This is a genomic window from Pandoraea sp. PE-S2R-1 (genome assembly GCF_002179865.1).
In the GTDB taxonomy this organism is placed as follows: domain Bacteria; phylum Pseudomonadota; class Gammaproteobacteria; order Burkholderiales; family Burkholderiaceae; genus Pandoraea.
On record NZ_NGUR01000009.1, the window covers coordinates 468,237 to 492,917 of the forward strand.

At 64.5% G+C, this 24,681-nt stretch carries 23 protein-coding genes; 13 read left to right on the forward strand and 10 right to left on the reverse strand.

Going from position 1 to position 24,681, the window contains the following annotated elements:
- Positions 1–140 precede the first annotated feature (140 nt).
- Positions 141–1,403: an MFS transporter gene (locus CDV44_RS09170; RefSeq protein ID WP_058378468.1), complete on the forward strand. Its 1,263-nt coding sequence runs from the start codon at positions 141–143 to the stop codon at positions 1,401–1,403.
- A gap of 98 nt (positions 1,404–1,501) precedes the next feature.
- On the opposite strand, the gene CDV44_RS09175 is transcribed toward CDV44_RS09170, so the two are convergent.
- The 5 genes from CDV44_RS09175 to CDV44_RS09195 all read right to left on the reverse strand — a co-directional run bounded on the left by CDV44_RS09175 (position 1,502) and on the right by CDV44_RS09195 (position 7,364).
- On the reverse strand, positions 1,502–3,373 hold the full coding sequence (locus CDV44_RS09175) for a feruloyl-CoA synthase (RefSeq protein WP_087687745.1): 1,872 nt from the start codon (positions 3,371–3,373) through the stop codon (positions 1,502–1,504).
- On the reverse strand, positions 3,358–4,554 hold the full coding sequence (locus CDV44_RS09180; RefSeq protein ID WP_087687746.1) for an ABC transporter substrate-binding protein: 1,197 nt from the start codon (positions 4,552–4,554) through the stop codon (positions 3,358–3,360). Before CDV44_RS09180 ends, CDV44_RS09175 begins: the two co-directional genes overlap by 16 nt.
- Positions 4,555–4,615: 61 nt before the next feature.
- Positions 4,616–5,536: a 3-keto-5-aminohexanoate cleavage protein gene (locus CDV44_RS09185; RefSeq protein WP_087687747.1), complete on the reverse strand. Its 921-nt coding sequence runs from the start codon at positions 5,534–5,536 to the stop codon at positions 4,616–4,618.
- Between the two features lie 93 nt (positions 5,537–5,629).
- On the reverse strand, positions 5,630–6,556 hold the full coding sequence (locus CDV44_RS09190; protein ID WP_087687748.1) for a 3-hydroxyacyl-CoA dehydrogenase NAD-binding domain-containing protein: 927 nt from the start codon (positions 6,554–6,556) through the stop codon (positions 5,630–5,632).
- 55 nt (positions 6,557–6,611) lie between these two features.
- On the reverse strand, positions 6,612–7,364 hold the full coding sequence (locus CDV44_RS09195) for a crotonase/enoyl-CoA hydratase family protein (RefSeq protein ID WP_087687986.1): 753 nt from the start codon (positions 7,362–7,364) through the stop codon (positions 6,612–6,614).
- A gap of 231 nt (positions 7,365–7,595) precedes the next feature.
- Between CDV44_RS09195 and CDV44_RS09200 the strand changes: the two genes are divergently transcribed.
- From CDV44_RS09200 to CDV44_RS09225, 6 genes are all read left to right on the forward strand, one after another.
- Positions 7,596–8,519, forward strand: coding sequence for a helix-turn-helix transcriptional regulator (locus CDV44_RS09200; protein ID WP_087687749.1), 924 nt, complete (start codon positions 7,596–7,598; stop codon positions 8,517–8,519).
- 95 nt (positions 8,520–8,614) lie between these two features.
- On the forward strand, positions 8,615–9,034 hold the full coding sequence (locus CDV44_RS28660) for a helix-turn-helix domain-containing protein (RefSeq protein ID WP_087687750.1): 420 nt from the start codon (positions 8,615–8,617) through the stop codon (positions 9,032–9,034).
- 201 nt (positions 9,035–9,235) lie between these two features.
- On the forward strand, positions 9,236–9,745 hold the full coding sequence (locus tag CDV44_RS09210; protein ID WP_087687751.1) for a sigma-70 family RNA polymerase sigma factor: 510 nt from the start codon (positions 9,236–9,238) through the stop codon (positions 9,743–9,745).
- Positions 9,742–10,752: a FecR domain-containing protein gene (locus CDV44_RS09215; RefSeq protein WP_087687752.1), complete on the forward strand. Its 1,011-nt coding sequence runs from the start codon at positions 9,742–9,744 to the stop codon at positions 10,750–10,752. Before CDV44_RS09210 ends, CDV44_RS09215 begins: the two co-directional genes overlap by 4 nt.
- A gap of 180 nt (positions 10,753–10,932) precedes the next feature.
- Positions 10,933–13,404, forward strand: a complete 2,472-nt coding sequence (locus tag CDV44_RS09220) for a TonB-dependent receptor (RefSeq protein WP_249277470.1) — start codon at positions 10,933–10,935, stop codon at positions 13,402–13,404.
- 8 nt (positions 13,405–13,412) lie between these two features.
- Positions 13,413–14,927 (forward strand): alpha/beta hydrolase-fold protein, encoded by a 1,515-nt coding sequence (locus CDV44_RS09225; protein WP_087687753.1) that lies wholly within the window; start codon positions 13,413–13,415, stop codon positions 14,925–14,927.
- A 20-nt stretch (positions 14,928–14,947) separates the two neighbouring features.
- On the opposite strand, the gene CDV44_RS09230 is transcribed toward CDV44_RS09225, so the two are convergent.
- The gene (locus CDV44_RS09230; RefSeq protein ID WP_087687754.1) at positions 14,948–15,415 is read right to left on the reverse strand and encodes a helix-turn-helix domain-containing protein; all 468 of its coding nucleotides are present in this window, start codon (positions 15,413–15,415) and stop codon (positions 14,948–14,950) included.
- Positions 15,416–15,521: 106 nt separating this feature from the next.
- Between CDV44_RS09230 and CDV44_RS09235 the strand changes: the two genes are divergently transcribed.
- On the forward strand, positions 15,522–16,028 hold the full coding sequence (locus CDV44_RS09235) for a DUF2938 domain-containing protein (protein ID WP_087687755.1): 507 nt from the start codon (positions 15,522–15,524) through the stop codon (positions 16,026–16,028).
- A 141-nt stretch (positions 16,029–16,169) separates the two neighbouring features.
- Positions 16,170–16,955: an FRG domain-containing protein gene (locus tag CDV44_RS09240; RefSeq protein ID WP_058378458.1), complete on the forward strand. Its 786-nt coding sequence runs from the start codon at positions 16,170–16,172 to the stop codon at positions 16,953–16,955.
- 10 nt (positions 16,956–16,965) lie between these two features.
- Here CDV44_RS09240 and CDV44_RS09245 read toward each other — a convergent pair whose 3' ends face one another.
- Positions 16,966–17,397, reverse strand: coding sequence for a carboxymuconolactone decarboxylase family protein (locus tag CDV44_RS09245; protein WP_087687756.1), 432 nt, complete (start codon positions 17,395–17,397; stop codon positions 16,966–16,968).
- A 104-nt stretch (positions 17,398–17,501) separates the two neighbouring features.
- Between CDV44_RS09245 and CDV44_RS09250 the strand changes: the two genes are divergently transcribed.
- Positions 17,502–18,971, forward strand: a complete 1,470-nt coding sequence (locus CDV44_RS09250) for a PLP-dependent aminotransferase family protein (protein WP_087687757.1) — start codon at positions 17,502–17,504, stop codon at positions 18,969–18,971.
- Positions 18,972–18,986: 15 nt separating this feature from the next.
- On the opposite strand, the gene CDV44_RS09255 is transcribed toward CDV44_RS09250, so the two are convergent.
- A complete protein-coding gene (locus CDV44_RS09255) occupies positions 18,987–19,796 on the reverse strand; it encodes a DUF4142 domain-containing protein (RefSeq protein WP_249277471.1) in 810 nt (269 codons plus the stop codon).
- Positions 19,797–20,146: 350 nt separating this feature from the next.
- Between CDV44_RS09255 and dapA the strand changes: the two genes are divergently transcribed.
- Positions 20,147–21,172 carry a 4-hydroxy-tetrahydrodipicolinate synthase gene (gene dapA, locus CDV44_RS09260; protein ID WP_087687759.1) on the forward strand — a complete coding sequence of 342 codons (1,026 nt, stop codon included), beginning with the start codon at positions 20,147–20,149 and terminating at the stop codon, positions 21,170–21,172.
- Between the two features lie 44 nt (positions 21,173–21,216).
- Here dapA and CDV44_RS09265 read toward each other — a convergent pair whose 3' ends face one another.
- Positions 21,217–21,738 (reverse strand): DMT family transporter, encoded by a 522-nt coding sequence (locus CDV44_RS09265; protein ID WP_087687988.1) that lies wholly within the window; start codon positions 21,736–21,738, stop codon positions 21,217–21,219.
- Positions 21,739–21,847: 109 nt separating this feature from the next.
- Between CDV44_RS09265 and CDV44_RS09270 the strand changes: the two genes are divergently transcribed.
- The gene (locus CDV44_RS09270; protein ID WP_087687760.1) at positions 21,848–22,756 is read left to right on the forward strand and encodes a LysR family transcriptional regulator; all 909 of its coding nucleotides are present in this window, start codon (positions 21,848–21,850) and stop codon (positions 22,754–22,756) included.
- 9 nt (positions 22,757–22,765) lie between these two features.
- Here CDV44_RS09270 and CDV44_RS09275 read toward each other — a convergent pair whose 3' ends face one another.
- The gene (locus CDV44_RS09275; protein WP_087687761.1) at positions 22,766–23,680 is read right to left on the reverse strand and encodes a LysR family transcriptional regulator; all 915 of its coding nucleotides are present in this window, start codon (positions 23,678–23,680) and stop codon (positions 22,766–22,768) included.
- Positions 23,681–23,817: 137 nt separating this feature from the next.
- Here CDV44_RS09275 and CDV44_RS09280 point away from each other — a divergent pair, with 137 nt between their 5' ends.
- Positions 23,818–24,672, forward strand: a complete 855-nt coding sequence (locus tag CDV44_RS09280; protein WP_087687762.1) for an NAD(P)H-binding protein — start codon at positions 23,818–23,820, stop codon at positions 24,670–24,672.
- Positions 24,673–24,681 lie beyond the last annotated feature (9 nt).

The window sequence follows — 24,681 nt, forward strand, 5'->3', positions numbered from 1 at the left end:
ACGCAAAGCACTATTTATGGTTTACAACGAGACACCACGTCGAAGCGACCTGCTACCATTCAAACGAAATCATATCCATGCGTATCGATAGTCGATACACGAGACATGACATTAGGATGAGTTTCATGAAGGAGACAAGAATGGACACTGGTACGACCGCCCTGAAACCGGCGGGCGCAGCGGGCCGGGCGTGGTATCGCGGCGCTAGCCCGGCGCAATGGCGGGCATTCGGTTCGGCCTATATCGGCTGGATGCTCGACATCATGGATCTGATGCTTTTCGCGATGGTGATTCGCTACATCAGCGTCGATCTGCATTTCGACAAAGGCGTCGCGGGCATGATTGCCTCGCTCACGCTGCTGGCAACAGCGTTCGGCGGCCTGTTCTTCGGCTTTCTCGCCGACCGTATCGGCCGCACGCGCTCGATGATTCTCTCGATCCTCTGCTACTCCATCGGCACCGCGTTGTGCGGCTTCGCCGATTCAGTCACGCAGTTGCTCGTGTTCCGCTTTCTGCTGGGATTGGGGATTGGCGGCGAATGGTCGGCCGGCGCAGCGCTCATTACCGAAACGTGGCCTGCCGAGCATCGCGCCAAAGTCATGGCGTGGGTGCAGAGCGCGTTTGCCGTCGGGTATGCGGTGGCGGCCATCGTCGCGGCGGTGATCCTGCCGCACTTCGGCTGGCGCTGGGTGTTTGCCTTCGGTCTGTTGCCGACGGTGCTCGCGTTCTGGGTGCGCCGCCATGTGGAAGAGCCCGCGATCTGGCGCGAACAGCGCGTGCGTCTCACGCTCGGTCAGACGCTCAGCATGTTGTTCGGCCCCTATGCCCGCAGCACTTTCGTCGGACTCGCCTTCACGGCGGCTGCCATGTGCGGCTACTGGGGCTTGTTCACGTGGATTCCGGCGTATCTGTCGACGCCGATCGATCAGGGCGGCCCGGGCTTCGACCTGATGCGCTCGACCACGTGGATCGTGATCATGCAGATCGGGGCGGCAGCGGGCTTTGTGTGCTTCGGCTACATCGCCGACCGCATCGGTTGCCGCAAGTCGTTTCTGCTTTTCTTCCTGGTGTCGGCGGTGACGGTGCCGCTGTACGTGGCGATTCGCGAACCGATGCTGCTGCTCGCCTTCGGCCCGGTCGTAGCGTTCTTCGGAACGGGGTTCTACAGCGGCTTTGCACCGACCTTTGCGGAGATGTTTCCGACGCAAGTGCGTGCCACGGCGCAGGGCTTCATCTACAACACCGGGCGCGCGGCCAGTGCGCTGGCGCCGGCTGCCGTCGGTCTGCTGTCGCGCGGTGAAAACGTGAGTGCGGCCCTCGGCGCGACGGCCGGGTTCTTCCTGCTCGCGGCCATCATCGTCTACTTCTTCCTGCCGGAAAGTCACGGCGAAGCCTTGGCCTGACAAGTTTCGTCTATTCAACTTCAAGCGACTTCGCGCGCCGACGGCTCAGATTGCCGTCGGCGCGCTGCCGCTTCTGCACCACTTCCCCCAACCTTGCTTCACACCGATAGTGGCACCGGCAGATGGATCACCGATGTGCAATCGGAATACAGCCGTGCCACATCCTCGGCACGCAGATTCAGCACCGCGCGCTGATTGACGTAGCCCTTGTCGGTAATCTCCCCTTGCTCCAGCGACGGCGGCGACGAAAGAATGGCGGCGCGTGCGGCACGTTGCGACGTGCCGGTGTCCTCCGCGAGTCCCGCAAGCGCCTGCTGTATCAGCGCACGTACCGCTTCGTGTGACGCCAGCGACTTGCCCGTGTGCTGCGCCGTCGCATCGCCTGCGGTCTTGCGCAGCGCGGGGGACGGGAAAATCAGCAGACCGATTTCGTCGCGGTCGTGACCGGTGATCACGACGTCCGAGGCAAACGGCGCGAGTGCGGTCACGGCGCGCAACCGCAATGCGCCCACCGACACCCACGTCCCGCTCGTCAGCTTGAAGTCTTCCGACACGCGGCCATCGAAGATCACGCCCGCGTTTGGATTGCCCGGGTCGCTCAAACGCCCGGCATCCCCTGTGCGATAGAAGCCCTCGTCGTCGAACGCGGCGGCGGTGGCTTGTTCGTCGCCTGCATAGCGGCGAAACACCGACGGGCCGCGCACGCGCATTTCCAGCTTGTCGCCATTAGGCACGAACTTGAGTTCATTGCCCGGTGCCGGGACACCGATGTTTCCCGCCCCCGGAATCGGGAAATGCACGCTGGTGATGAGCGGTGCGGTTTCTGTCGCGCCCCACGCCGAGGTGAAGAACGGCAACGCGCTGCCTTCGCGGCAATGCCTTGCCGCCAGCCGCTCGAAACGCTGCCACACCGCAGGCGGCAGGCTCGCCGCCGCGTAAAACAACACTTGCAGGCGATCGAAAAAGCGCGCGGCGAAATCGTCGTCGCTTTCCAGATACGGCGCGAGCGCCTCAAACCCCTTGGGCACGTTGAAGTGCAGCGTCGGCGATACGTCGCGCAGACTCTCCACCGAACGGCCGATCAACTCTGGCACAGGGCGGCCATCGTCCACATAGAACGCCCCGCCATTGCGCAGCGCCATATGAAAGTTGTGATTCGCGCCGAACGTGTGACTCCACGGCAACCAGTCGACCACCACCGGTGCGGCGTTGTCGATGAACTGCCAGCACTGCGCAATCATCTGTTGATTCGCCGCGAGCATGCGGTGCGTGTTGACAACGATCTTCGGCTTGCCGGTCGAGCCCGACGTCAGCAACAACTTGGCGGTATCGTCGGGCGTCACTTGCGCGAAGGCGGCGTCGAGTGCGGCAGTGGCGTGCGTCGACGACAGATCGTCGAAGCGCAGCCACCCCGGGCGCGCGTTGTGGGTGGCGACCACCGGGCAGCGCACCGGTGCGCCGTCGAGCGCACGGGCGTACGTCTCGCCATCTTCGACATAGATCAGTGCCGGGTCGAGCCGCGCCAGAATGCCGTGCAACTTGCTCATGTCGCGGGCGATGCGCGAGTACGCCGACGACACAATGGCTGTCTGGCGCCCCGCCATCATCGCGCCCAGCACCAGCAGGGCATGGTTCACGCTGTTGTCCGACAGGATCACCACCGGCCGGTCGCGGGGCACGTCGAGATCGAGCAGCGCCTGACCGATACCCCGTGCCGCCGTGAGGGCTTCGCCGTACGTCACCCGCCGCCACAACCCACGCGCGGCATCAGCGCCGCCGAACCATCGCTCCGCCACGAACGTCGCGTCTGGCGTGCGCCCGGCCCATTGCACGAGCCAGTCGGCCGGGCTGCGCGAGAATTCGCCCAGCGTGGCGCGTGAGCGGATCACGAAGCTGCCGTCCGCCCGCATGTCGCGCTCGATGTCCGGCGCGGCGAGCCGGCGCTGCTGCACGTTCAGTCGATCGTCCACTTGCCGCCCTTGACCGTAACCAGCACGCGACCGTCTTCGCCATACGCCGAATGGTCTTGTGCGTTGATGTTGATCATGCCGTGCGTGGCCGCCAGCCCGCGCGTCTGTTCGATGGCCGTCACCAGTGCATCGCGGAACGCCTGCGTGCCCGGTTGCGCCTGCTTGGCCGCCATGGCCACCGCGTGATCGAGCACCAGATAAGCGTCGTATGCGTAGCCCGCAAACAGGTTGCGCGACCCGGCCCCGTATTGCGCTTCGTAGCGCTTGGCGAAGTCGGTCGCCACGGCCTTGCCCGGGTGATTGCCGGGCAGTTGTTCGGCGACAAGGATATTGCCCACCGGCAGGATCACGCCTTCGGCACTTTTGCCCGCCACGCGCAGGAAGTCGTTATTGGCGACGCCGTGCGTCTGATAGATCCGTCCCTTGTAGCCGCGCTCGCGCAAGGTGCTCATCGGCAACGCGCCGGGCGTACCGCTCGCGGCGATGATCACGGCATCGACGTTGGCCGCTTGCAGCTTGAGCACCTGCGCCGTGACCGACTGGTCGTTGCGGCCATAGCGCTCAACCGGCGCCACCTGAATCTGCCGCGCCGCCGCCCGTGCCTGAATGTCCTTCAGCCACGCTTCGCCATACGAATCGGAGAAGCCGATGAAGCCGAGCGTCTTGACCTTGTGTGCCTTCATGTCGTCGAGCACGGCATCGGCCATCACGGCCACCGACTGCGGCAGCGAAAAGACGTAGCGCATCTGCGCTGCACTCGGCACGAACGGGCACAGCCCCAACTGCGGCGTGCGCGTGTCCAGCGCCACGGCCGCCACCGCCAGACACGCGGGCGTCGTGGACGAGCCGATGATGGCGTCCGCCTTGTCTTCGGTCGCCAGACGGCGTGCGTTCTTCGTCGCCATGGTCGGGTCGGTGGCGTCGTCGAGCACGATATAGCGCGCCGGCACACCGCCCAATGTCTGCGGCAACATGCTGATGGCCTGCTTCTCGGGAATGCCCAGCGATGCGCCCGGCCCCGTCGTCGACAACGTCACACCAATGGTGACGGCGGCCGGTTGTGCATGCGCCAGCGTCGGCGCAGCCAACGCGGCGACGCATAGCGACAGTGCGCTCAGCGAGAACGCCAACGAGAACGCCGACGAAAACGAGTAACTGCGTGTGAACCTGTTTGCCGCCATGTGACATGTCTCCTTGTCTTGTATTTTTGGGGCCGTACAGCGTGCGACGCGCGACGAAACATCAACGCACGGCAAACTCCGGCAACACTTCGCGATTGCGCGGCAGGCCCATGATTTCGCGGGCTTCGGCCGGGGTCGCCGGTTCATAGCCCATCTCGCGAACGAGACGCACGACGCGCTCGGTCAGTTGCTGGTTGGTCGCGACCACGCCTTGCTCGTAGTACAGGTTGTCTTCCAGTCCCACACGGACATGGCCGCCGAGCAGCAGCGAATTCATCGCCGACGGCAGTTGCGCCGGACCGATACCGCTCACGCAGAAGATGCTGCCCTTGGGCAACAGATCGACCATCGACTGCAACACGCGCGGCGTGTACGGCATGGCGTTCTGGAAACCGCGATGCACGCCCAGCACCAGATTCACGAAGAACGGCTCATCGTCGAAGCCGGCTGCCGTGAGCGTGGCCAGATCCTGCACGATGTGCGTCGGGCTGAAGACTTCCCACTCGGGTTTGATGCCGCGCTTCTTCATCTCGATGGCGAGATGCTTCGAGCGCTCGGGCGAGGTATGCATCAGCAGCTCTTTGCCGCCGAAGCTCGCGATGATCGTGGTGGCGTCCAGCGTGCACATCTCGGCGCCGGCATCCATGCCCTTGAGGCGCTCTTCCCAGAGGATTTCCCAGTAGCCGCTGTCGTGCTGGCCGATCATGTCGCCGTGCACGCCACCGCCGGTGGAGTTGTTGATGACGATGTCGCACTTGTCGCGAATGCGGCGGTTGATGTCGCGATAGATCGCCGGGTCGCAGGTAGCGCCGTCGTCGCCCGGACGCCGCGCATGGATCGCCACGACGCTGGCACCCGCGTTGTAGCAGTCGTAGACATCGCGCGCGATCTCGTCGGGCTGCGTGGGCAGATGGGGGTTCTGCGATTTGTACGCCATGCCGCCCGTGGGCGCGATGGTGACGATGACCTTCGGTTTGCTCATGCCTGTCTCCTGATGTGTACGGGCGCGACGGCTTCGCGAGGCAGCCCGGTTTACGGCTTATCGTTTTTTGACCGACGACGTTCGACTTGCGACTTATGGCTTGTTGGCGAGAATGCCGAGAATGACCGCGTCGCGTTGCGCTTCGATGCGCGCGTTGCCGCGTCCGGCCAGTTCGGCGTCGACACCAGCAACGATGCGGGCCTTGAGCTCGTCGGTCAGCGTTGGCTCGCCCAGATCGGCCCACCATGATTCGATCGGCGGCCCGAGATGTTCCAGCAGATGACCGATGCCGCCTGCGCCGCCCGAGAGATGCAAGTTCAGGAACGGACCGAACGCTGCCCAACGCAGCCCCGGGCCGTAGGCGATGGCGTCATCGATGTCGGCCACCGACGCCACGCCGGTATCGACCAGATGAATCGCCTCGCGCCAGAGCGCCGCCTGCAAGCGATTCGCAATGTGGCCCTTGACCTCCTTGCGCACGTGGATCGGACGCTTGCCGATCGCGAGATAGAACTGCATTGCAGTAGCGATGGCCTCGGCCGACGATTGCTCTCCGCCAATGACCTCGACCAGCGGGATCAGGTGCGGCGGATTGAACGGATGGCCAAGCACTACACGTCCGGGGTGCTGACACACCGACTGCACGCGACTCATCAGCAAACCCGACGAACTCGATGCGATCATCACCGACGGCGGCAGCGCCGCGTCCATGCGGCGAAAGAGATCCTGTTTCAGGTCTTCGCGCTCCGGGCCGCTCTCCTGCACGAAGTCCGCGCCTTGCAACGCCCCTTCGAGGGTGTCGTGAAACGTCAGGGCGTCGCGTGACGCGTCGGCGACGAGGCCGATGCGAACCAGCGTCGGCCAATGCGCGTCGACGGTCTCGCGAAGCCGCTCGCGCGCGCCGGGCGCCGGGTCCCAAGCCGACACGCGCAGGCCGCGCGCGAGAAAGTAAGCCGCCCAGCTCGCACCGATCACACCGGTGCCGATGACGGCGACCTGTTCAATGCTGTCGTATTTCACATTCGTCTCCTGAAGGCATGCCGCCCGGGTTTGGGCGGCTCGGCAGGCGTCAGCGTCATGCGCCGCCGAGGAATCGTTCCATCCGCTCGCGCGCTTCCGGCGTGGCAAGCATCAGCGCACTGGTGACTGACTCGGTGAACAAGCCGTCGGCCATCGACATGTCGTGAATGCGCGAGAGTGCGTGAATCGTCGCCCAGTTCGACAGCGGGCTGTTGGCCGCCGTCTCGCGGGCGAGTTGCGATGCGAGCGCGAGTCCTGCTCCCGCATCGACCAGATAGTGGCCAAGGCCAAGCCGTTCGCCGTCCACGGCGTCGTAGCGGCGGCCGGTCAGCATCATTTCCGTCATCCGGTCAGGACCAAGAATACGCGCGACGCGTACCGACGCGCCGCCGCCGACGAAGATGCCGCGCTTGCCTTCAGGCAATTGGAAAAATGCGCTGCGCTCGATGACACGCACATGGGCGGCCAGCGCAAGTTCGAGGCCACCGCCGATCACCGCGCCTTGCAGCACCGCGACGATCGGACGGCCACCGAACTGCATGTCGTGAAAGACCTTGTGCCAGCGCTGGGAGACACGCAGTACGTCAAGCGGATCGCGGGTGCTGTTCTCCGCCAGATCGAGCCCGGCACAGAAGTGTTCGCCGGCGCCCGTCAGCACAACGGCACGCACGCTGTCGTCGAAATCGCGAAAGGCCGCGTCCAGCGAATCGATGGCGGCATTGCACAAGGCGTTGCGCTTGGCGGCGCGGTCGAGTTCGACATACGCGATGGCGTCGTCGACGCGCACTCGCAGGTGGGGATAGGTCATGTTTTGCATCAGCTCCAAATCGTGAAAAGTATCTTATAAGATATTTTTCATCTTGCGCGACTTGTGCAATGCAATTCAGGGTTAACAGGGATCATTTCGCCTATTAGGCAATTTAATGCATTTTCAGGCAACGTATGCACGTCTTTGGGCAACATCACGCATCGCCAGCGTGATATCTCATAGTATATTTATCGGAAATTCCCAGAGGGGCTATCGCCCCCTTATCTAGCCATGGTCAAACGCCTGTCCGACGCTGCCGAAACTGTTGATGCCAGTGACGCCGCTGTCGACGCCACCGTCGCGTCGCGGCTGGCTTCGTTGGCGCAGCGGGTGCGCACGTTGCGCGCCCAGCGCGGCATGACGCGCAAACAACTCGCGGCGCAATCGGGCGTCTCGCTGCCCTATCTCGCGCGCGTGGAAGCCGGCACGGGCAATGTGTCGCTCACCGTGCTGCACAAGCTGGCCGACGCCTTGAACGTCGCCGTCGAAACGCTGGTCGCCGAGCGCATGGCCTACGACGGCGATCTGTTGATGCTGGTTGAGTATCTTCGCCAGCAATCGCCCGAGGCACTGTCCCGCCTGCGACGCCAGATTGTGACGCCCGGCGCTGTCGGCGTGCCCGCACGCGGCCACCGTATCGCGCTGATCGGCTTGCGCGGCGCGGGCAAATCCACACTCGGGCCTCGACTGGCAGCGTCCATTGGGGCACCGTTCATCGAACTGGATAAAGAAGTTGAGCGCGAAGCGGGCATCGCCATCGGCGAAGTCATCACGCTGTACGGTCAGGCGGCCATGCGCCGCATCGAGCGCCAGTGCATCGAGCGAATCATTGCCGGGCACGAGCATGTGGTGCTCGCCACCGGCGGCGGCATCGTCTCCGAAGCGGCTACATACGAGCGGGTGCTGCGAACATTCAGAACGGTATGGATGAAGGCCCGTCCCGAAGTGCACTTCCAGCGCGTGATGCAGCAGAACGACGCCCGTATCGCCACCGAAGCCCTGCGCAAAGAAGCGCTCGACCATATCCACCGCATGCTCGACGCCCGTGAGGCCCTGTACCGGCTGGCCGATGTCACGGTGGATACGTCAGACCTCTCGCAAGACGACGTGCTCGCAACGCTCACGCAGCAGTTGGCACCGGCGCGGGCGGCGTGACGCGCAGAAACGAAACATTCATCGCGAAAATTCTTCCGCTTTTCTCCCGGCACGCCGAATAGAGGGTATCGACACTCTCTGATTCGTGAGACGCCATGACCGACGGCCTTCGCAAGACGCTTCGCCAACAACCCCAATACCGCCTGCTCGACACCGCCATCGACAAAGCCATCGCGGCGTTGGCGCGTGAAACGTCCGGCGTCGCCGAGGCACCCCATAGCGCTGACGCGCCCGCCCTTGCACTCGCACAACTCGCTCTCCTCACGCTGGTTCGCCTTCAGGACATGATCGGCTCCAGCGCCAGTGCACCGCCCGCGATCCACCTCACGCCCCGCGAAACCGAATGTCTGCAATGGGCCGCTGCGGGCAAGACCGCTTGGGAGACCTCGCGCATTCTCGCCATTTCCGAGCGCACGGCGACCTTTCATCTCACCAATGCGGTCAAGAAGCTCGGCGCCACCAATCGCCGCGCCGCCGTCGCCCGCGCCATCGGGCTTGGCTTGATCGCGCCGTAATGTCCCACGCGCCGCGCCCGCCTCACCCGTATCGCCTGTCACGCCTATTGCGTCGCCCCGTCATTCCCGATTAGAATAAATAAGAATCATTATCATTCGCAGAGAAGCGCAATCCCGCCGTTGGCTGGCCGCGCAAGCGGTCTGTCCCGAGCACGCTAAGGCGTTGTCCGAGGCATTCGCGCCATGCGAACACGGGGAATCATGGAAAGTCATTTTCAGCGCGAGGTGAGTGCGCTCTATAGCGATCATCACGGCTGGCTGCGTGGTTGGTTACGCAAGAAACTGGGCAGTACGCTCGACGCGGCCGATCTGGCGCATGACACCTATCTGCGCGTGCTCTCGAGCGGACGCGCGCCGCAACCCGAAGACTCCCGCCGCTATCTCGCCCGCATCGCCAACTGTCTGGTGATCGACCTGTTTCGCCGTCGGGATATCGAAGCGGCCTATCTGGAAACGCTGGCCGCCCTGCCGGAGCCAGTGGCGCCCTCGCCCGAGACCCGTGCGCTCGTGCTCGAAGCCCTCATTGAAATCGACACCCTGCTCCACCGCCTGCCGACCAAGGCGCGCACTGCCTTTTTGCTGTGCAAGCTCGAAGGGCTCGAATACCGCGAGATTGCCGAACGGTTGCAGGTCTCCGTTTCCTCCGTGGAGAAGTACATCGCACACGCCCTGCGCGAATGCTATGCCGTGCAATACGGGAGTGACACATGAGCGCAGGCCGCCCGGCTTCTCCAGCATCCGCCTCGCAGCAAGCACCTCAGGCACCGCTCTCCCCCGAAGTGATTGAACGGGCCAGTGTCTGGCTGGCGCGGCTCTGGTCCGGTTCGGCAAGCGCCGACGATGTTGCCGCGTGCGACCGCTGGCGGGCCGCACATCCCGATCACGAGCGCGCCTGGCAACGGCTCGGCGCCATTGGCCGCAAGTTTGAGACGGTGCCGTCACGCGTCGCGTTCGACACGTTGACCGCCCGCCCCACGCCACGCGTCTCATCCGCCGGACGCCGTCGCGCACTGCGCGTGTTCGGCGGTTTCCTCACGCTCGCGGGCGCCGGTTATGCGCTCCAGCGGTCTTCCGTCTGGGAATACGCCGCCGCCGATTACGCCACCGGGGTTGGAGAAGTTCGCAGCCTCGTGCTCGCCGACGGCACGCGTTTGTGGCTCGACACCGCATCGGCGGTCGACGTTCGCATGACGCCCGGCGAACGGCGTATTACGTTGCGACGCGGACAAATCTGCATCGAAACCGCCTCCGGCGCTTCGCACGTGCCACTGATCGTCGCGACGCGCCAAGGCGAAATTCGCGACATCGGCACCCGCTTCTCGGTACGGGACGAGGGCGAGCGCACGCAGGTCGCCGTCTATGACGGCATCGTGCTCGTGCGTACCGCCGAGACCGGTCGCACGCAGCGACTCGATGCCGGACAGCTCGCACGGTTCTCGGCGGATGCGATCGACCCGCCCGAAGCCGCCAACGCCGACGCAGACGCATGGACGCGCACCCAGCTCATCGTCGAGCGCATTCGCCTTGGCGATCTCGTCGACACGCTTGCCCGCTACCGGCATGGCGTGCTGCGCTGCGACGCCGCCGTCGCCGATCTGCGCGTGAGCGGCGTGTTCTCGCTGGCCGATACCGACCGCGCGCTGGCCAGTCTGGCTGTCGGCCTGCCGGTCGAAACGGTGTATCGCACCCGCTACTGGGTGACCGTCAAGGCGAAGTAGCGGGTACAGCAGGCGGTGCAGCAGCGGGAGCGCCGCCTCTCAAAAAATATTTCAACTTTTTTGCATTTTCGATTGCGGGTTTGCCGATCTCGTTCGGAATACCAAGCATGCACCGGCGCCAACGTGTGACTTCGTGTCACCGCAACCGCCGCCGGTATCCCTTGATCCGAACCAACAGGCATGCCGATGTTGATTTCCGAAGCCGTTCCCTTGCGCCCTACCGCCTCTGCCGCCGCTCTGCGTCCGGCGATTGCTCTGCTCATCGCCTTTGCCGCCGCCGGTGCTGCCTCACACGCAAACGCCGCCCCCGCCGCGGCGCCGTCGGCTCAAGCCGCCTCCGAGGTGCGACGCGCTTGGCAAGTCGCCCCCGGCACGCTCGACGCGGTGCTGAACCGCTTCGCCAACGCAGCCGGCATCGAACTGGCCGTGGACGCCTCACTCACGCAAGGACGGCAAAGCCCGGGCATCAACGGCGACTACACGCTGAACGACGCGCTGCATCAACTGCTCGCGCCGCATCAGTTGCAGGCGATGCGCGGCAGCAACGGCGTGTACACCCTGCGCGCCGCTGCGCAAGACAGCGCCGCCGCGACGCCCGGTGCCGAAGGCGGCGTGCTGCTGCCGACCACTCATGTCGTGGCGCAGGCGGTCGGACTCCCGGAAGCCTATGACGGCGGTCAAGTCGCGCGCGGCGGCCGCCTCGGCCTGCTCGGCAACAAGGACTACATGGACGTGCCGTTCAGCATCACGTCCTACACCGCGAAGACGATTCAGGACCAGCAGGCGACCACGCTCGCCGATGTGCTCGATAACGACCCCTCGGTGCGCTTCACCACGTCGAGCGGCCACATGTACGAGAACTTCAGCATTCGCGGCTTTCCGCTGACGGCCGACGAAGTCTCGCTCAATGGCATGTACGGCGTGTCGCCTTACGGCCACCTGCCGGTCGAATTCATCGAACGCGTGGAAGTGCTCAAGGGCCCAAACGCGCTGCTTAACGGCATGTCGCCGTCGGGCGCTGTGGGCGGCGCCATCAACGTGGTGACGAAGAAAGCCGAGAGTGCGCCGCTGGCGCGCATCACGGCCGACTATCTGTCCGACTCGCAGTTCGGCGTGCAGGCCGACGTCGGGCGCCGCTTCGGCAACAACGAGGAGTTCGGCATCCGCTTCAACGGCTCGCTGCGCGACGGACGCACCACGCTCGACGGCCAGAACAAGCAACGCCAGTTCGGCTCGCTGGCCCTTGACCTGAAAACCGACCGCGCGCGTTTCGGCCTCGATGTCTACACCGACACGGAGAAATTCAGAGGCGGCAGCCCGTGGATGGCAACGTTCGCGACCAAGGTTGTTGCCCCGCCCTCGGCCGGCACCAACGTGCTGCGCGGCGAGTTCGGCGATATCGAAAGCACCGGTGTGCAACTGCGCGGTGAAGTGGACGTGACCGACGCCATCACGGCATACGCCGGCATCGGCGCGCTCAGCTACCGCTACTCCGGGTTCATTACCGGTACGCGCACGGGCCCGATCAAACCGGACGGCAGCTACACCGGCGCCACGTATTTCCAGCGCGGCTGGACCGACACGCTCTCGCTCGATGCCGGTGTGCGAACCAAGTTCCGCACCGGGCCGGTCAAGCACGAACTGACACTCTCGGCGACCTCGCTCGATATCACGAGCGGCAACGTCTTCACCACGAGCGCCAACTACAACTCGAACATCTACGCGCCAGTCAATCCGGCGCTGGCCAAAGACCCGGGCAGTGCGCCCAAGACGTCGACCACCACGCTGTCGAGCTTCGGGCTGGCCGACACGATGTCGTTCTGGCAAGACCGCGTCACCTTGATCGCCGGGGTGCGCAGTCAGCGCGTGCGGGCGCAGGCGTTTGCGGCCGCTACCGGCAAGCAGACGTCGAGCTATGACGAGAACGCCATCACCCCGGCGTTCGGTGTTGTGCTCAAGCCATTCGGGCCGAATGTGTCGCTCTACGCCAATTACATCGAAGGTCTCACGCAAGGCGGCATGGTCACCGACGTGAGCGCCGCCAACTACGGTGAAATCTTTGCGCCGTACCGCAGCAAGCAGGCGGAAGTCGGCGTGAAGTGGGATGCCGGCAGCTTCTCGAACACGCTGTCGTTCTTCCAGATCACCAAGCCGAGCATGATCAAGGACGTGGCGACCAACACCTACAACCCGGACGGCGAACAACGCAACCGGGGCGTGGAATGGAATCTGTTCGGAGAATTCACGCCGCACTGGCGTGTGCTGGGCGGCGTGGCGTACACCCGTGGCGAGCTGACCAAGACAGCCGGCAATCTCTACAACGGCAACACCCCGTACGGCGTGCCCAAGTGGACCGCAAACCTCGGCACCGAATGGGACCTGCCGTGGGTGCCCGGCGTAACGGTCTCGGGCCGCATGATCACGACCAGCGCCCAATACGTGAACTCGTCGAACACGCAGCGCATCGGCGGCTTTACGCGCTATGACATCGGCGCGCGCTATGCCACCCGCGTGTACGGCAAGGCCGTCGTGTTCCGTGCTGCCGTTGAAAACGTGACCAACCGCATCGCGTGGTCGGGCACGTTCAACGACGGTTACGTGATTCAGAACGCCCCCCGCACGGTCAAGCTCTCGACCAGCATCGACTTCTGAGGTTCGACATGACTCATCCGACACCTTCGACACCTCAGACACCTCGTGCAGCGCAGGCCGCCAGCGCCGCTGCCGCACTCTTCCTCTCGCTCGCTGTCCATGCGACGCATGCTGCACCAGTGAACGTGGCACCAGCCCCGCCGCAAGGCGCCTGCGCGGGCGACCCGGCAGCGCCCAAGTATCGACTTGGCCTTGTGAGCCCGCGTCTGCTGGCACTGAATGCGACGCTATGTGCTGGCGGCTCCGGCGCCAATACGGATGCCTTCTGGCAGGACGTGAGCATCAAGGGAACGCCACTGATCGAGACCGTGCCTGCCGGTGCAGTCACCGGCGACGAACCCGCCTCGCTGCTCGGCCGCGAGACCGAGAACACATCGCTGGTCACGTTCCTCTGGCGCGGCCACCCGCGCAGCGTACGCATTCTCGGCGCGCCGTCGGGTGATTACGACGACATGCGTCAACTCGGCAGCAGCGATGTCTGGTATCGCAGCTACGTCGTGCCCGCCAGCACACGCCTCTCGTATCAGCTCGCGCCCGACGTGCCGGACATCGAGGGCACGGCCATGGAACGCCGTCGCGCCATCCTGAAGACCTTGCAGGTCGATCCGCTTAACCGTCATCCGTTCGAAGTCGAGAGCTTTGACGGCAAGCGCAACACCAAGTCGTCGGTCACCCTGCCCGGCGCGCCGCCGCAACCGTGGATCGCACGGCGTGACAACGTGCCGGCCGGCACGGTGCAGGCGACACGCTTCACCAGCGCAGCACTCGGCAACACACGTGACGTCTACGTGTATCGGCCGGCAGGCTATCGCGCCGGAGATGAGGCGCAAGGCCTGCTCGTCGTCTTCGATGCGCACGCCTATGTGAACACCGTGCCCACGCCGGTGATTCTGGACAACCTGATTGCCGAAGGCCGGATTCCGCGCACGGCCGCACTGATTGTCGGCGTCATCGATGGCAACACACGCGGCAAGGAACTGCCACCCAACCCGGCGTTTGCCCGCTTTCTCGCCGATGAGTTAATGCCGTGGGCGAAGGCGCAAGGCGTGTCAGCACCCGCAGCGCGCACGGTGGTGGCCGGATCGAGCTACGGCGGCCTCGCGTCGGCGTGGGCGGCGTCACAGGCACCGCAGTGGTTCGGCAACGTGTTGTCGCAGTCGGGTTCGTACTGGTGGGCGCCGTCGCAGGGCGATACGGCCACGCGCGAGACGGGCTGGCTGATTCGTCAGTATGCGAATGGGCCGAAGCTGCCGGTGACGTTCTATCTGGAGTCGGGGCAATTCGAAGACCGGCGTGGACCGACCGGCATCGGCACTTCAGGCCGGCACATGCGCGACGTGTTGCGCGCCAAGGGCTATCGCGTGATGTATGCCTCGACGCCCACGGGCCACGACTATTTCCACTGGCGGGGGTCGCTGGCCTGCGGGTTGATGGCGCTCATCGGCACACCGGCCACGCAAACGGCATTGCATGCCGCGCCGGAAGCACCGGGGAGTCTCTCGGCGGTCTGCCCGATGCAATAAGGATGCAAGCACCGGGGCGATCAATCGCCCTTGGTGCTTGTCGCCCGGGAGGAAACGCGGGGCTTGGCGCGTGCCAGTACCTGCGGCTCATGTGCCACGCGCCGCGTGCCTGCCAGTTTCATCAACCGCCGGAACTGCGGGCACGCCAGATGCTCGGTCGCCGGGCATTGCGCGGCGTGACGCAAGCCGTCGCGCAACGCGCTCAGCCGCCGGATCGTGCGGTCGATCTCGTCGGCTTTCTCTTGCAACCGTATCCGGTCGATGCTCGCCTTTCCCTTGGGCATCAACATGCCTGAAATCTCATCCAGCGAGAATCCCGCCGTGCGGCCCAGTGCGATCAGCGCCAGCGTCTGAAGTACCGAGTCGTCGTACTGACGGCGCAAGCCGTGACGGCCCGTCGCGGCGATCAATCCCTTCTCTTCGTAGTACCGCAAGGTCGACGGCGGCACGCCCGCACGCTCGACCACTTCCCCAATGTCCAGTGTCATGTCAGTCACTCCGCTTGACCTCAAGTTGACTTGAGTTCGTATAGTGCCTCAATCACGGCGCGCAGGTTGCCGCCGTCTCAACGCCTACGAGAGAGAGATTTCAGACATGACTTCAACTTGGCTTGCGCTGGCTGTCCAAGCCGCAGCGATCGGCGTGCTCGCCACGGTGGCGGTGGACTTTTGGGCATGGCTGCTGCGCCGCCTGTTTGGCATGGCATCGCTGGATTACGCCATGGTTGGGCGCTGGCTGGGGCACATGCCCGCAGGGCGATTCGCGCACGCGGGTATCGGGCGAGCTACACCGGTTGCCGGGGAACGCGCGCTAGGCTGGTTCGCGCATTACGCCATCGGCGCGGGCTTTGGCGTGTGCCTCGTTGCGCTGACCGGGCCGGGCTGGCTTCAGGCGCCGACAATCTTGCCCGCACTGGCTTTCGGCATCGCTACCGTCGCCGTGCCGTTCTTCGTCATGCAACCCGCCTTCGGCGCTGGCGTGGCCGCATCGAAGACACCCGCCCCTGCGCAGGCACGTTTGCGCAGCCTGATGACCCACGGCGTATTTGGCGTCGGGCTGTATCTTGGGGCGCAAATCGTTTCGGTCGTGGCGGGCAACTGATGGGAGAGCGCCGCATCGAAATAAGGCGACGCGCTTGAGCTGTCACACGCGCCGTACTATAGTGGCCGACGCTATGTCCCGCTTGCCGGGGGCATGGCGCTTCACCCCAATAAGAAGGCCACTACAAGGATTGCGTCCGCCATGGAAACCACCGTCATTTCGAGCTGGAAGGATTTCATGGAGTTGTCCTCCCGTTTCGAAGGGTGGGCCTTTCGCGGCCAGCAGGACGCCCGCTGGCATCCGCAAAGCTCGCTGTCGCGGTATCTGCACGCCTATGTCTCCGACAAGGAGCAATGGCGCAGCCGCGAAGCCCGGGCGATTCGCATCTTCCGCCGCAAGGCGCTCAACCACGTCAAGCTGCCGGAGATGCTGCACGACGACCTGCGTTGCCTCGGCCTGATGCAGCACCACGGTGCGCCGACACGCATGCTCGACTTCACCAAATCGCCGTTCGTGGCGGCCTTCTTCGCACTGGAGCGCGCGACGAGCGACGCGGCCATCTTCGCCCTGAACACGCCCGCGCTCTATGACGACAGCGCCCGGCCGCGTCATGCCCCGTGGCTCACCCGCGACACGATCGACCCGCGCGTGAAGGGGAATATGGAGAAGTACTTCCTCAGTAACGACAACGAGGTGGTGTGGTTCGGCGAGCCCGAAGAGATGGATGGACGGCTGATCGCGCAATCGGGCACGTTCGTCGTGCCCGGCGTGATCGACCGCCCGCTGCATCGCATTCTCGATGGTTACGAGAGCGAAGAGCCGTTGCTGCGCAAGATCGTGCTGCCCGTTGCACTACGGGCCGAAGCGATGAAGTGGCTGTACCGCATGAACGTCACCAACGCCTCGCTATTCCCCGATCTCGACGGACTGGCCCGCTCCATCGCCATCGAGATCGAGATGGTCTGGCCGACGCAGACGCTGGGGTAAGCCGCCTCACTTACTGGCGCATACCGATCGCCAGACGGTTGAACGCGCTCATCAGCGCAACGGCGAAGCTCAGATCGGCGATTTCGGCATCGCTGAAATGCGCCTTCAGCGGCGTGAAATCTTCATCCGGCGCATGGGTATGCGCCACATCCACCAGCGATTCGGTCCACGCCAGCGCGGCACGCTCGCGCGCGTCGAAATGCGAACTCACACGCCAGCCGGCCAGACTGTCGATCTTGGCATCGGCCATGCCGTCCGAGCGCAGCGCCTTCGAATGCATCTCCAGACAGAACGCACAGCCGTTGATCTGCGAAATGCGCAGGTAGACCAATTCGACCAGCGGCTTGCCCAGCGTGCTTTTCGACAGCGCTTTCTTGGTGGCGGCGAACCCCTGATAGGCTTCGGCGGACAGGGTGTAATACGGCAAACGAAGGGTGCTCATGACTGACTCCAAGTGGAATTTGCTTGTCGCGGTACCCATACTTTAGGAAAATCATGTCCCATCGAACAGATACAAGAATTGACTGATCGACTAGGACATCGCACATGGAACTGCATGAGCTGACTGAGCTGACGCCGAGCCGGGAGCAGGACGCCCCGATTTATCTGCAACTCTACCGGCGCTATCTCGACGTGATTGCGGCTGGCAAGCTGCGTCCGGGTGAGCGCGTGCCTTCCGTGCGCAGCCTCGCCAGCGAACTGAATCTGGCGCGGGGCACCGTCGAGCTGGCCTATCAGATGCTCACCAGCGAAGGCTATTTCACCGCGCGCGGCGCCGCGGGCACTTTCATCTCGCCCCGCCTTGAAAGCCTTGGCGAGCCCGGGCCAGCCACCGCGCCACCGCCGCCCGCCACTGCTGCCAACACCGCGCCACGGAGCGCACCGGCGGTCGCGACACCCCGCCCGTTCCAGTTGGGCTTGCCCGCGCTCGATGCCTTTCCGCGCAAGACGTGGTCACGACTGGCAGCCCGCAATGCGCGGGTCATGGATACCGCCGCACTGATCTACCCGGATATCACCGGCTACGATCCGTTGCGCCGCGCCATTGCCACCTATCTGGGCATCTCGCGTGGCATTGCCTGCACACATGAGCAGGTCTTTGTCACCGCAGGACACCTTGGCACGCTCGAAATGGTCTGCCGCACGCTGCTGAGCCCCGGCGATACCGGCTGGTATGAAGACCCCGGTTATTTATTCGCGTGGCATTTTCTCGAACGCGCCGGTATGCGTCTGGCGCCAGTACCGGTCGATGAGGAAGGTCTCGACGTGGCCGCAGGCCTCAAGCACGCGGGCAACGCGCGCTTTGCCGTGGTCACGCCCACGCATCAGAGTCCGACGGGCGTCACGCTGTCGCTGCCGCGTCGGCTCCAACTGCTGGAGTGGGCCAGCCAGCGCGACGCGTGGATCGTGGAAGACGACTACGACAGCGAGTTTCGCTACCACGGCCGCCCCCTGCCCGCACTCAAGAGTCTGGACCGCGACGACCGTGTGCTCTACACAGGCACCTTCAGCAAGGTGTTGTTCCCGGGGCTTCGGCTGGCGTATCTGGTTGTGCCTGCATCGCAAATCGACCGGTTTCGCGATGCGGCGAGGCACCTGCCCGGCCCGGGCTCGATTCTGTTGCAGGCCACTGTCGCCGACTTCATGGCACAAGGCCACTTCGCCCGGCACTTGCGAAAGATGCGTGCGCTCTACGGCGAGCGGCGCGGCTTTCTCGTCGACGCGCTGTCGCACGTGTTTGACGACACGCTCGGCGTTGCGCCGCAAGCGGGCGGCATCCATGCCTTGGCCAGCCTGCCACGCGGGCGCAATGACAAGGCGCTGGTGGCCGCCGCACAGCAACACGGACTCGCGGTACAGGCTGTCAGCAATTGGCAGATGAGTGCGGTATCAGGGACCTCACGCGCCCGTCTTCCGACGCGCTCGGGTCTGCTCCTCGGCTTCACCAACATCACCGGCCGCGATGTCGCGATGCAGCTGTGCGGGCAGTTGCTGGCGGCCACCCGGGGTGTCTGACGCAGCGACATCGCCTTATTTCCCCATTTCGACTTTTGCGGAAACTTCGCGGGCTTCGCTGAGATGGTGGCGAATTGTAGGCAACGTCTGACGTGCGAATCCGCGCAAGTCTGAGTCCTGTCCCTTATCCGCTTCGAGCGAAAAAAGCTGGACGGCCTGCTCGTGCGCATCCGGCCCCGCCAGCGCCATGTAGGCCACATCGAACGCGTGTCCCTTCTTCTGCTTGAGCGCCTCGATGTCGGGATTGACGGCGGTGTCGTTGGGAACGCTCACGCCCTTCTTCGCGGCGAGTTGCCGCAGCGCTTCATTCGCCTTGCTATGGTCGGAGACCATCTGCTGCGCGAAACGTTTGACGGCGGGGTTGGTGGAGCGCTGCACCGCGACCTGACTGGCCTGCACTTCGGCCTTGCCTGCTTGCTGCGCCTTGTCGACAAACTCGGCGTCAAGACCGGCGGGCGGCTGCGCGGTGCGTTGGGCTTGTGCTGCGGCGTGTGTTACGTCGACGCCGCCACCAGCGACGCCAATCTCATCGCCGCCGCCCTGTGCGGGCTCTCCTTTCGGTAGTTCCTGCGCAAACGTCCACGTACTGAACAACAAGGTTGCGGCGGCGAGGCACGCGCCGGACATGTTGAGGTGTCGTGTCTGCATTCTGTCCTCCCAAGGTTGACGACAACGGATGGCGACGATAGATGCCCGTTCGACTACGTATTCAACGGCACCGTTCGTCATCACGTGATCGAACTTTTCTATGCAGTGCCGCCCGCCGCTACAAAGTTTCAATGCCGGGTCGTGCCGGCGCTGGTTGCCGGGAGACGCGTCGCGCACTGTGATCTTTTACGACGACGCGCTTGACGTCACACGCGCGCTGCGTATAGAGTCACCGCATGACGAATTTCAGCGCCCTTCTCTTGAACGCAGTAAGCGTTGCCGCCACGCGGCAGCCGGGCGCGTTCGTCAAAGCTAAAAAACAGTCGCTCAACTGACCGGAGCGTGCTGTTCCGTCAGTTGAGCGACGGAATAGCCACGTGGACCCGGCAGTCCCGCCCGCGCCCTTGCGCACCCCGCCCGCCTGCCCTGTAATTCCCCACGCGTCTCGCGATTCACGTCGTCCTGCTGAACGGTTTGCCGTACAGGTCATCACACGTTTGTCGTTTTGGAACTGTCAGGAGACATTCATGCAGGACACGCCGTCACACACATCGCACGCCGCTACCGGGTCGGCTTCAAATCCGGCTTCACATCCGGCCTCGCAATCCACGGCACAACTCGCATCACGCGGCCAAACGCCGGCGTTTCGCGGGATCTGGGTGCCGCTCGTCACACCTTTTCTGCCCGGTAGCGCGAACACCGCCGACGCGCCGGTCGACCACGCCGCGCTGCGCCGGCTGGTCGCCCACTATCGCCGCTCGGGGATTGCCGGTCTGGTGATCTGCGGCACGACCGGCGAAGCTGCCGCGCTTGACGACGCGGAGCAACTCGCCGTGTTCGACACCGTGCTGACCGAGGCGGGCGACCTGCCCGTGATCGCCGGACTCGCGGGCAATCACCTGGGCCACACGCTGGCACGGCTGGATGCCTTCAATGCGCTGCCGCTCGCGGGCGTGCTGGCGCCTGCGCCGTATTACATCCGGCCGTCGCAGGCGGGGCTCATCGACTGGTTCCACGCGCTGGCTGACCGCTCGCGTGCGCCGCTCGTGCTCTACGACATTCCGTATCGCACCGGCTCGACGCTAACGCTCGACACCCTGCTGACGCTGGCGGGGCATGGCAACATTCGCGGCATCAAGGACTGCGGTGGCAATGCCGCCACGACGCAGGCCCTGATCGCGGACGGACGCTTGTCGGTACTCGCTGGTGAAGATCACCAACTGCTCTCGACCCTCTCGATGGGCGGCCACGGCGCGATCATCGCGTCGTCGCATTGCCGTCCGTCGCATTTCGTCGCGCTATATCGTGCCGTGCAGGCGCAGCAACTCGATGTAGCGCGGGTGCTGTTTCATGCATTGATGCCGGTGGTGCGGCTGCTCTTCGCCGAGGCGAATCCCGGTCCGGTGAAGGCGTGGCTGGCGCGCGAGGGCTTGCTGGCCGACGTACTGCGTGCGCCGATGACCAGCGCGTCGCCCGCACTGGCACAGCAGTTGGTGGATGCCGTGGCGGCCGTCGATGCGCAGTTCGGGGCAGGCGCTGCGAACGCTGCATGACGGCGGGTGAGTGACCACGGACAGGTGAGCGGCGGCAGGCGGGCTTACGAGCCGACGGCCTGCCCGGCCATCGACTTCACCGGCGCGCTCGTGCCCCACTGCACCACGAGCATGCCGGCGACGATCAAGCCAACGCCGGCGATACGGGCAAGGTTGGCAGGTTTCTGCGCCAGCCCCATCAGTCCGAAGTGATCGATGACGAGCGACGCGACCACCTGCCCTGCCACCACACAGACGATGAAATTTGCCGCGCCGAGCCGGGGTGTCAGGATCAGTGCTGCCGTGATGTAAGCCACCCCGGCGATGCCACCGATCCACAGCCACCACGGCCCGCCGGCCGCCTTGCCGAGATCGGGCACGCCGGCGCGCATGCCGATCAACACCGGCAGGATGACGATCAGGCTGACCAGCAACGATGCCACCGTGGCCCACAACGGATGACCCAGCGCGCGGCCGAGCGCTGCATTGCTGCCTGCCTGAAACGGCACGACGGCACCCGCCAGCATGGCGACGACCAGCGGCAACAAGACCGCAGGCGATAACGAGGGAGCGAAAGATGCGTTCATGAAGTGACCTCCTTTGGCGTAAATCATGACTTGCCTTGAGGGTGCATCATCCATTCCAATAATGGAAATTCGAAATTCGTACGCAAACTATTCGCCATATGGATAGCCAATGGATGACTTGCGCAGGATCGACCTCAACCTGTTGTTGACGCTGCACGCGTTGCTCGCGGAGCGCCACGTATCGCGCGCTGCGGTTCGGCTGCACCGTAGCCAGCCAGCGGTCAGCCATGCGCTCGGGCAGTTGCGCGTGATCTTCGACGATCCGCTGCTGGTGCGGCGCGACGGTGCTCTGGCGCTGACTGCCCGCGCGCAGGAACTGCAACGGCCACTCGATGGCGCACTTGCCCAGTTGCAGGGGCTATTGCACGCCCCCGCATTCGACGCCCGGCGCGCACGCCGTACGTTCCGTCTCGCGTTGTCGGATTACGGTGCCCGGGTAGCACTCCCGGCGTTGACGCGTTGCCTGCGTGAGCAGGCACCCGGAGTCGATCTGGCGGTCTCGCAGACGAGTCGCGAGGCGATGGTGACCCAGTTGCTCGATGGTGAAATCGATCTGGCGCTCGGGGTGTTTCACGATCTGCCGGACGAGTTGCTGGCGCAGACGCTGTTCGACGAATCGTTCGTCTGCGTGGCCGACCGGGCCACCCTGCCAGCGCGCGGCGCACTCACGCTCGATGCGTGGCTGGCACGGCCTCATGTGCTTGTAGCGATGCGCCCGGACACCGCCAACGAAATCGATCTGGCACTCGCCGAGCAAGGGCAGACTCGCCGCGTCGCCGTCGCGATGCCGCATTGGAGCGTTGCCACCGAATTGATCGCCGGTACGGATCTCGTGCTCACCGTCGCCGAGCGGGCCGTCGCACATCTGCGTCACGACCGGCAGTTGAGACGCTTCCCGCCACCGTTTCCGATTCCGGCCTTCGCGTTTCAGGCGGTCTGGCACACACGACGCGATGTCGACCCCGCGCATCGCTGGCTGCGCGAGCAGATCGCGACGATTTGTGGCGACAACGCTTGATCCCTGAGGTCAGGCTTGCGCTGTCAGCGAGGTCACAAGATCGAGAAACGCCCGTGTTTTGGCGGGCGGATGATGACGCGACGGATGGTAGGCATACAGCGGAAACCGTTCATCGGGCCAGTCGGGAAACAGGTCGACCAGTTCGCCGCTCTGAAGCCAAACGTCGGTGCCGAACCCCATGACCTGTGCAACGCCGTAACCGGCAAGACATGCACTCAGCAGCGTGCCGGCATCGTTGACGACGAGTCGGCCGTGCGTCGGAACCACTAGCTGTTTGCGCTTGCGGTGAAATTCCCACGGATACGGCCGGCCGGTTTGCGGGTCACGGAATTCGATACACGTGTGCGCATCGCCCGACAGGTCTTCCGGTTTGAGCGGACGGCCACAACGTTTCAGGTAACTCGGCGCGGCCACCGTTCGAATCGGCGTATCGAGCAGCTTGCGCGCCACGAGCGTCGAATCGGGCGGGACACCGAAACGCACGGCCAGATCGAAGCCGTCGGCGATCAGATCGCCCAGACTGTCGCGCGTGATCAGTTCAAGGCGAAGCGCTTCGTGCTGCGCGAGGAACGCCTCAAGGCTCGGCCCAAGGATCAACCGCGAGAAGAACGGGTCGATGTTCACGCGCAATCGCCCGCGCACGGCAGTGGCCCCGCCCGACGCGGTTGCCACTGCATCCTCCAGCCCTGCCAGCAACGGCGTGACCTGCGCATAGAAGCGCCGCCCTTCGTCCGTCAACGAGACCACCCGCGTCGTTCTGTCGAATAACCGGATGCCCAGCCGCGCTTCGAGTCGTGCCACCGCACGACTGACGCCCGGCTGAGACATATCGAGACGTTCGCCCGCGGCGGCAAAGCTCCCCGCCTCCACGATCGCTACGAAAACGCTCATGCCGTTGAGCATGCGTTCGTCGAATCCTGTCATGTCGTGGCGCCTCCACCTGTCGCGTTTCATGCCATTTTGGCATGAATCAAATGACACTCATGTTATCGCGAAATGTTATGCAGGTACCGACAATGGCGTCCAACGCGGTGTGGACCGCAGTTTTCAGAGGATTTGAGATGTACGCCATTACAGGAATTACCGGACAAGTCGGCGGTGCCCTCGCCGAAACGTTGCTGGCCCAAGGCGAGGCAGTGCGCGCCGTGGTGCGCAATGCCGCCAAGGGGGCGGCGTGGCAGGCGCGCGGTTGCGATGTCGCACTTGCCGATATGACGGACGCCAATGCGCTCACCCGGGCCTTTACCGGTGCAGAGGCGGTGTTTGTGCTGCTTCCGCCGACCTTCGATCCGTCGCCCGACTTTGCCGAGTCACGTGCCGTCATTACTGCGGTATCGAAGGCGCTGCAAGCGGCGCGTCCCGCGCGTGTCGTCTGCCTTTCGACCGTGGGCGCGCAAGCCACGCAAACCAGCCTGCTCTCCCAGTTGTCGGCATTGGAGCAACACCTCGGTGCCCTGCCCCTGCCGATCACGTTCCTGCGCGCGGCATGGTTCATGGAGAACGCCGCGTGGGATGTCGCGCGCGCCCGCACTGACGGTGTGCTCGAGAGCTATCTCACGCCGCTGGATCGCGCGATCCCGATGGTGGCGACCGCCGACGTCGGCAGCACGGCGGCTCACCTGCTGTGCGAGCCGTGGGAAGGCAAACGCGTGATCGAGCTGGCTGGCCCCGCGCTGGTATCGCCAGCGATACTGGCCGACGCGCTGGGTCTTGCACTTGGCCGCCCCATCGAAGCCCGCGAAGTGCCGCGTGCCGAATGGGAAGCCCGCTTCAAAGCGCAAGGCATGCGCAACCCGATTCCGCGCACGCAAATGCTCGACGGCTTCAACGCGGGCTGGCTCAGTTTTGAAGGCACGCCGCGTCAAGGCACCACAACGCTCGCCGATGTGGTGAATTCGCTGGTGACTTGCCACTGAGTTGCCATT

Excerpts from the sequence above, each read along its gene's own strand:
- CDV44_RS28660 (WP_087687750.1), top strand. The coding sequence starts at position 8,615 with ATGACCGACGGCCTTCGCAAGACGCTTCGCCAACAACCCCAATACCGC.
- CDV44_RS09245 (WP_087687756.1), bottom strand. The coding sequence starts at position 17,397 with ATGAGCACCCTTCGTTTGCCGTATTACACCCTGTCCGCCGAAGCCTAT.
- CDV44_RS09220 (WP_249277470.1), top strand. The coding sequence starts at position 10,933 with ATGCCGATGTTGATTTCCGAAGCCGTTCCCTTGCGCCCTACCGCCTCT.
- CDV44_RS09280 (WP_087687762.1), top strand. The coding sequence starts at position 23,818 with ATGTACGCCATTACAGGAATTACCGGACAAGTCGGCGGTGCCCTCGCC.
- CDV44_RS09185 (WP_087687747.1), bottom strand. The coding sequence starts at position 5,536 with ATGAGCAAACCGAAGGTCATCGTCACCATCGCGCCCACGGGCGGCATG.
- CDV44_RS09225 (WP_087687753.1), top strand. The coding sequence starts at position 13,413 with ATGACTCATCCGACACCTTCGACACCTCAGACACCTCGTGCAGCGCAG.
- CDV44_RS09180 (WP_087687746.1), bottom strand. The coding sequence starts at position 4,554 with ATGGCGGCAAACAGGTTCACACGCAGTTACTCGTTTTCGTCGGCGTTC.
- CDV44_RS09215 (WP_087687752.1), top strand. The coding sequence starts at position 9,742 with ATGAGCGCAGGCCGCCCGGCTTCTCCAGCATCCGCCTCGCAGCAAGCA.
- CDV44_RS09250 (WP_087687757.1), top strand. The coding sequence starts at position 17,502 with ATGGAACTGCATGAGCTGACTGAGCTGACGCCGAGCCGGGAGCAGGAC.
- CDV44_RS09200 (WP_087687749.1), top strand. The coding sequence starts at position 7,596 with ATGGTCAAACGCCTGTCCGACGCTGCCGAAACTGTTGATGCCAGTGAC.
- CDV44_RS09275 (WP_087687761.1), bottom strand. The coding sequence starts at position 23,680 with ATGACAGGATTCGACGAACGCATGCTCAACGGCATGAGCGTTTTCGTA.
- CDV44_RS09170 (WP_058378468.1), top strand. The coding sequence starts at position 141 with ATGGACACTGGTACGACCGCCCTGAAACCGGCGGGCGCAGCGGGCCGG.
- CDV44_RS09270 (WP_087687760.1), top strand. The coding sequence starts at position 21,848 with ATGGATGACTTGCGCAGGATCGACCTCAACCTGTTGTTGACGCTGCAC.
- CDV44_RS09240 (WP_058378458.1), top strand. The coding sequence starts at position 16,170 with ATGGAAACCACCGTCATTTCGAGCTGGAAGGATTTCATGGAGTTGTCC.
- CDV44_RS09210 (WP_087687751.1), top strand. The coding sequence starts at position 9,236 with ATGGAAAGTCATTTTCAGCGCGAGGTGAGTGCGCTCTATAGCGATCAT.
- dapA (WP_087687759.1), top strand. The coding sequence starts at position 20,147 with ATGCAGGACACGCCGTCACACACATCGCACGCCGCTACCGGGTCGGCT.
- CDV44_RS09265 (WP_087687988.1), bottom strand. The coding sequence starts at position 21,738 with ATGAACGCATCTTTCGCTCCCTCGTTATCGCCTGCGGTCTTGTTGCCG.
- CDV44_RS09230 (WP_087687754.1), bottom strand. The coding sequence starts at position 15,415 with ATGACACTGGACATTGGGGAAGTGGTCGAGCGTGCGGGCGTGCCGCCG.
- CDV44_RS09195 (WP_087687986.1), bottom strand. The coding sequence starts at position 7,364 with ATGACCTATCCCCACCTGCGAGTGCGCGTCGACGACGCCATCGCGTAT.
- CDV44_RS09235 (WP_087687755.1), top strand. The coding sequence starts at position 15,522 with ATGACTTCAACTTGGCTTGCGCTGGCTGTCCAAGCCGCAGCGATCGGC.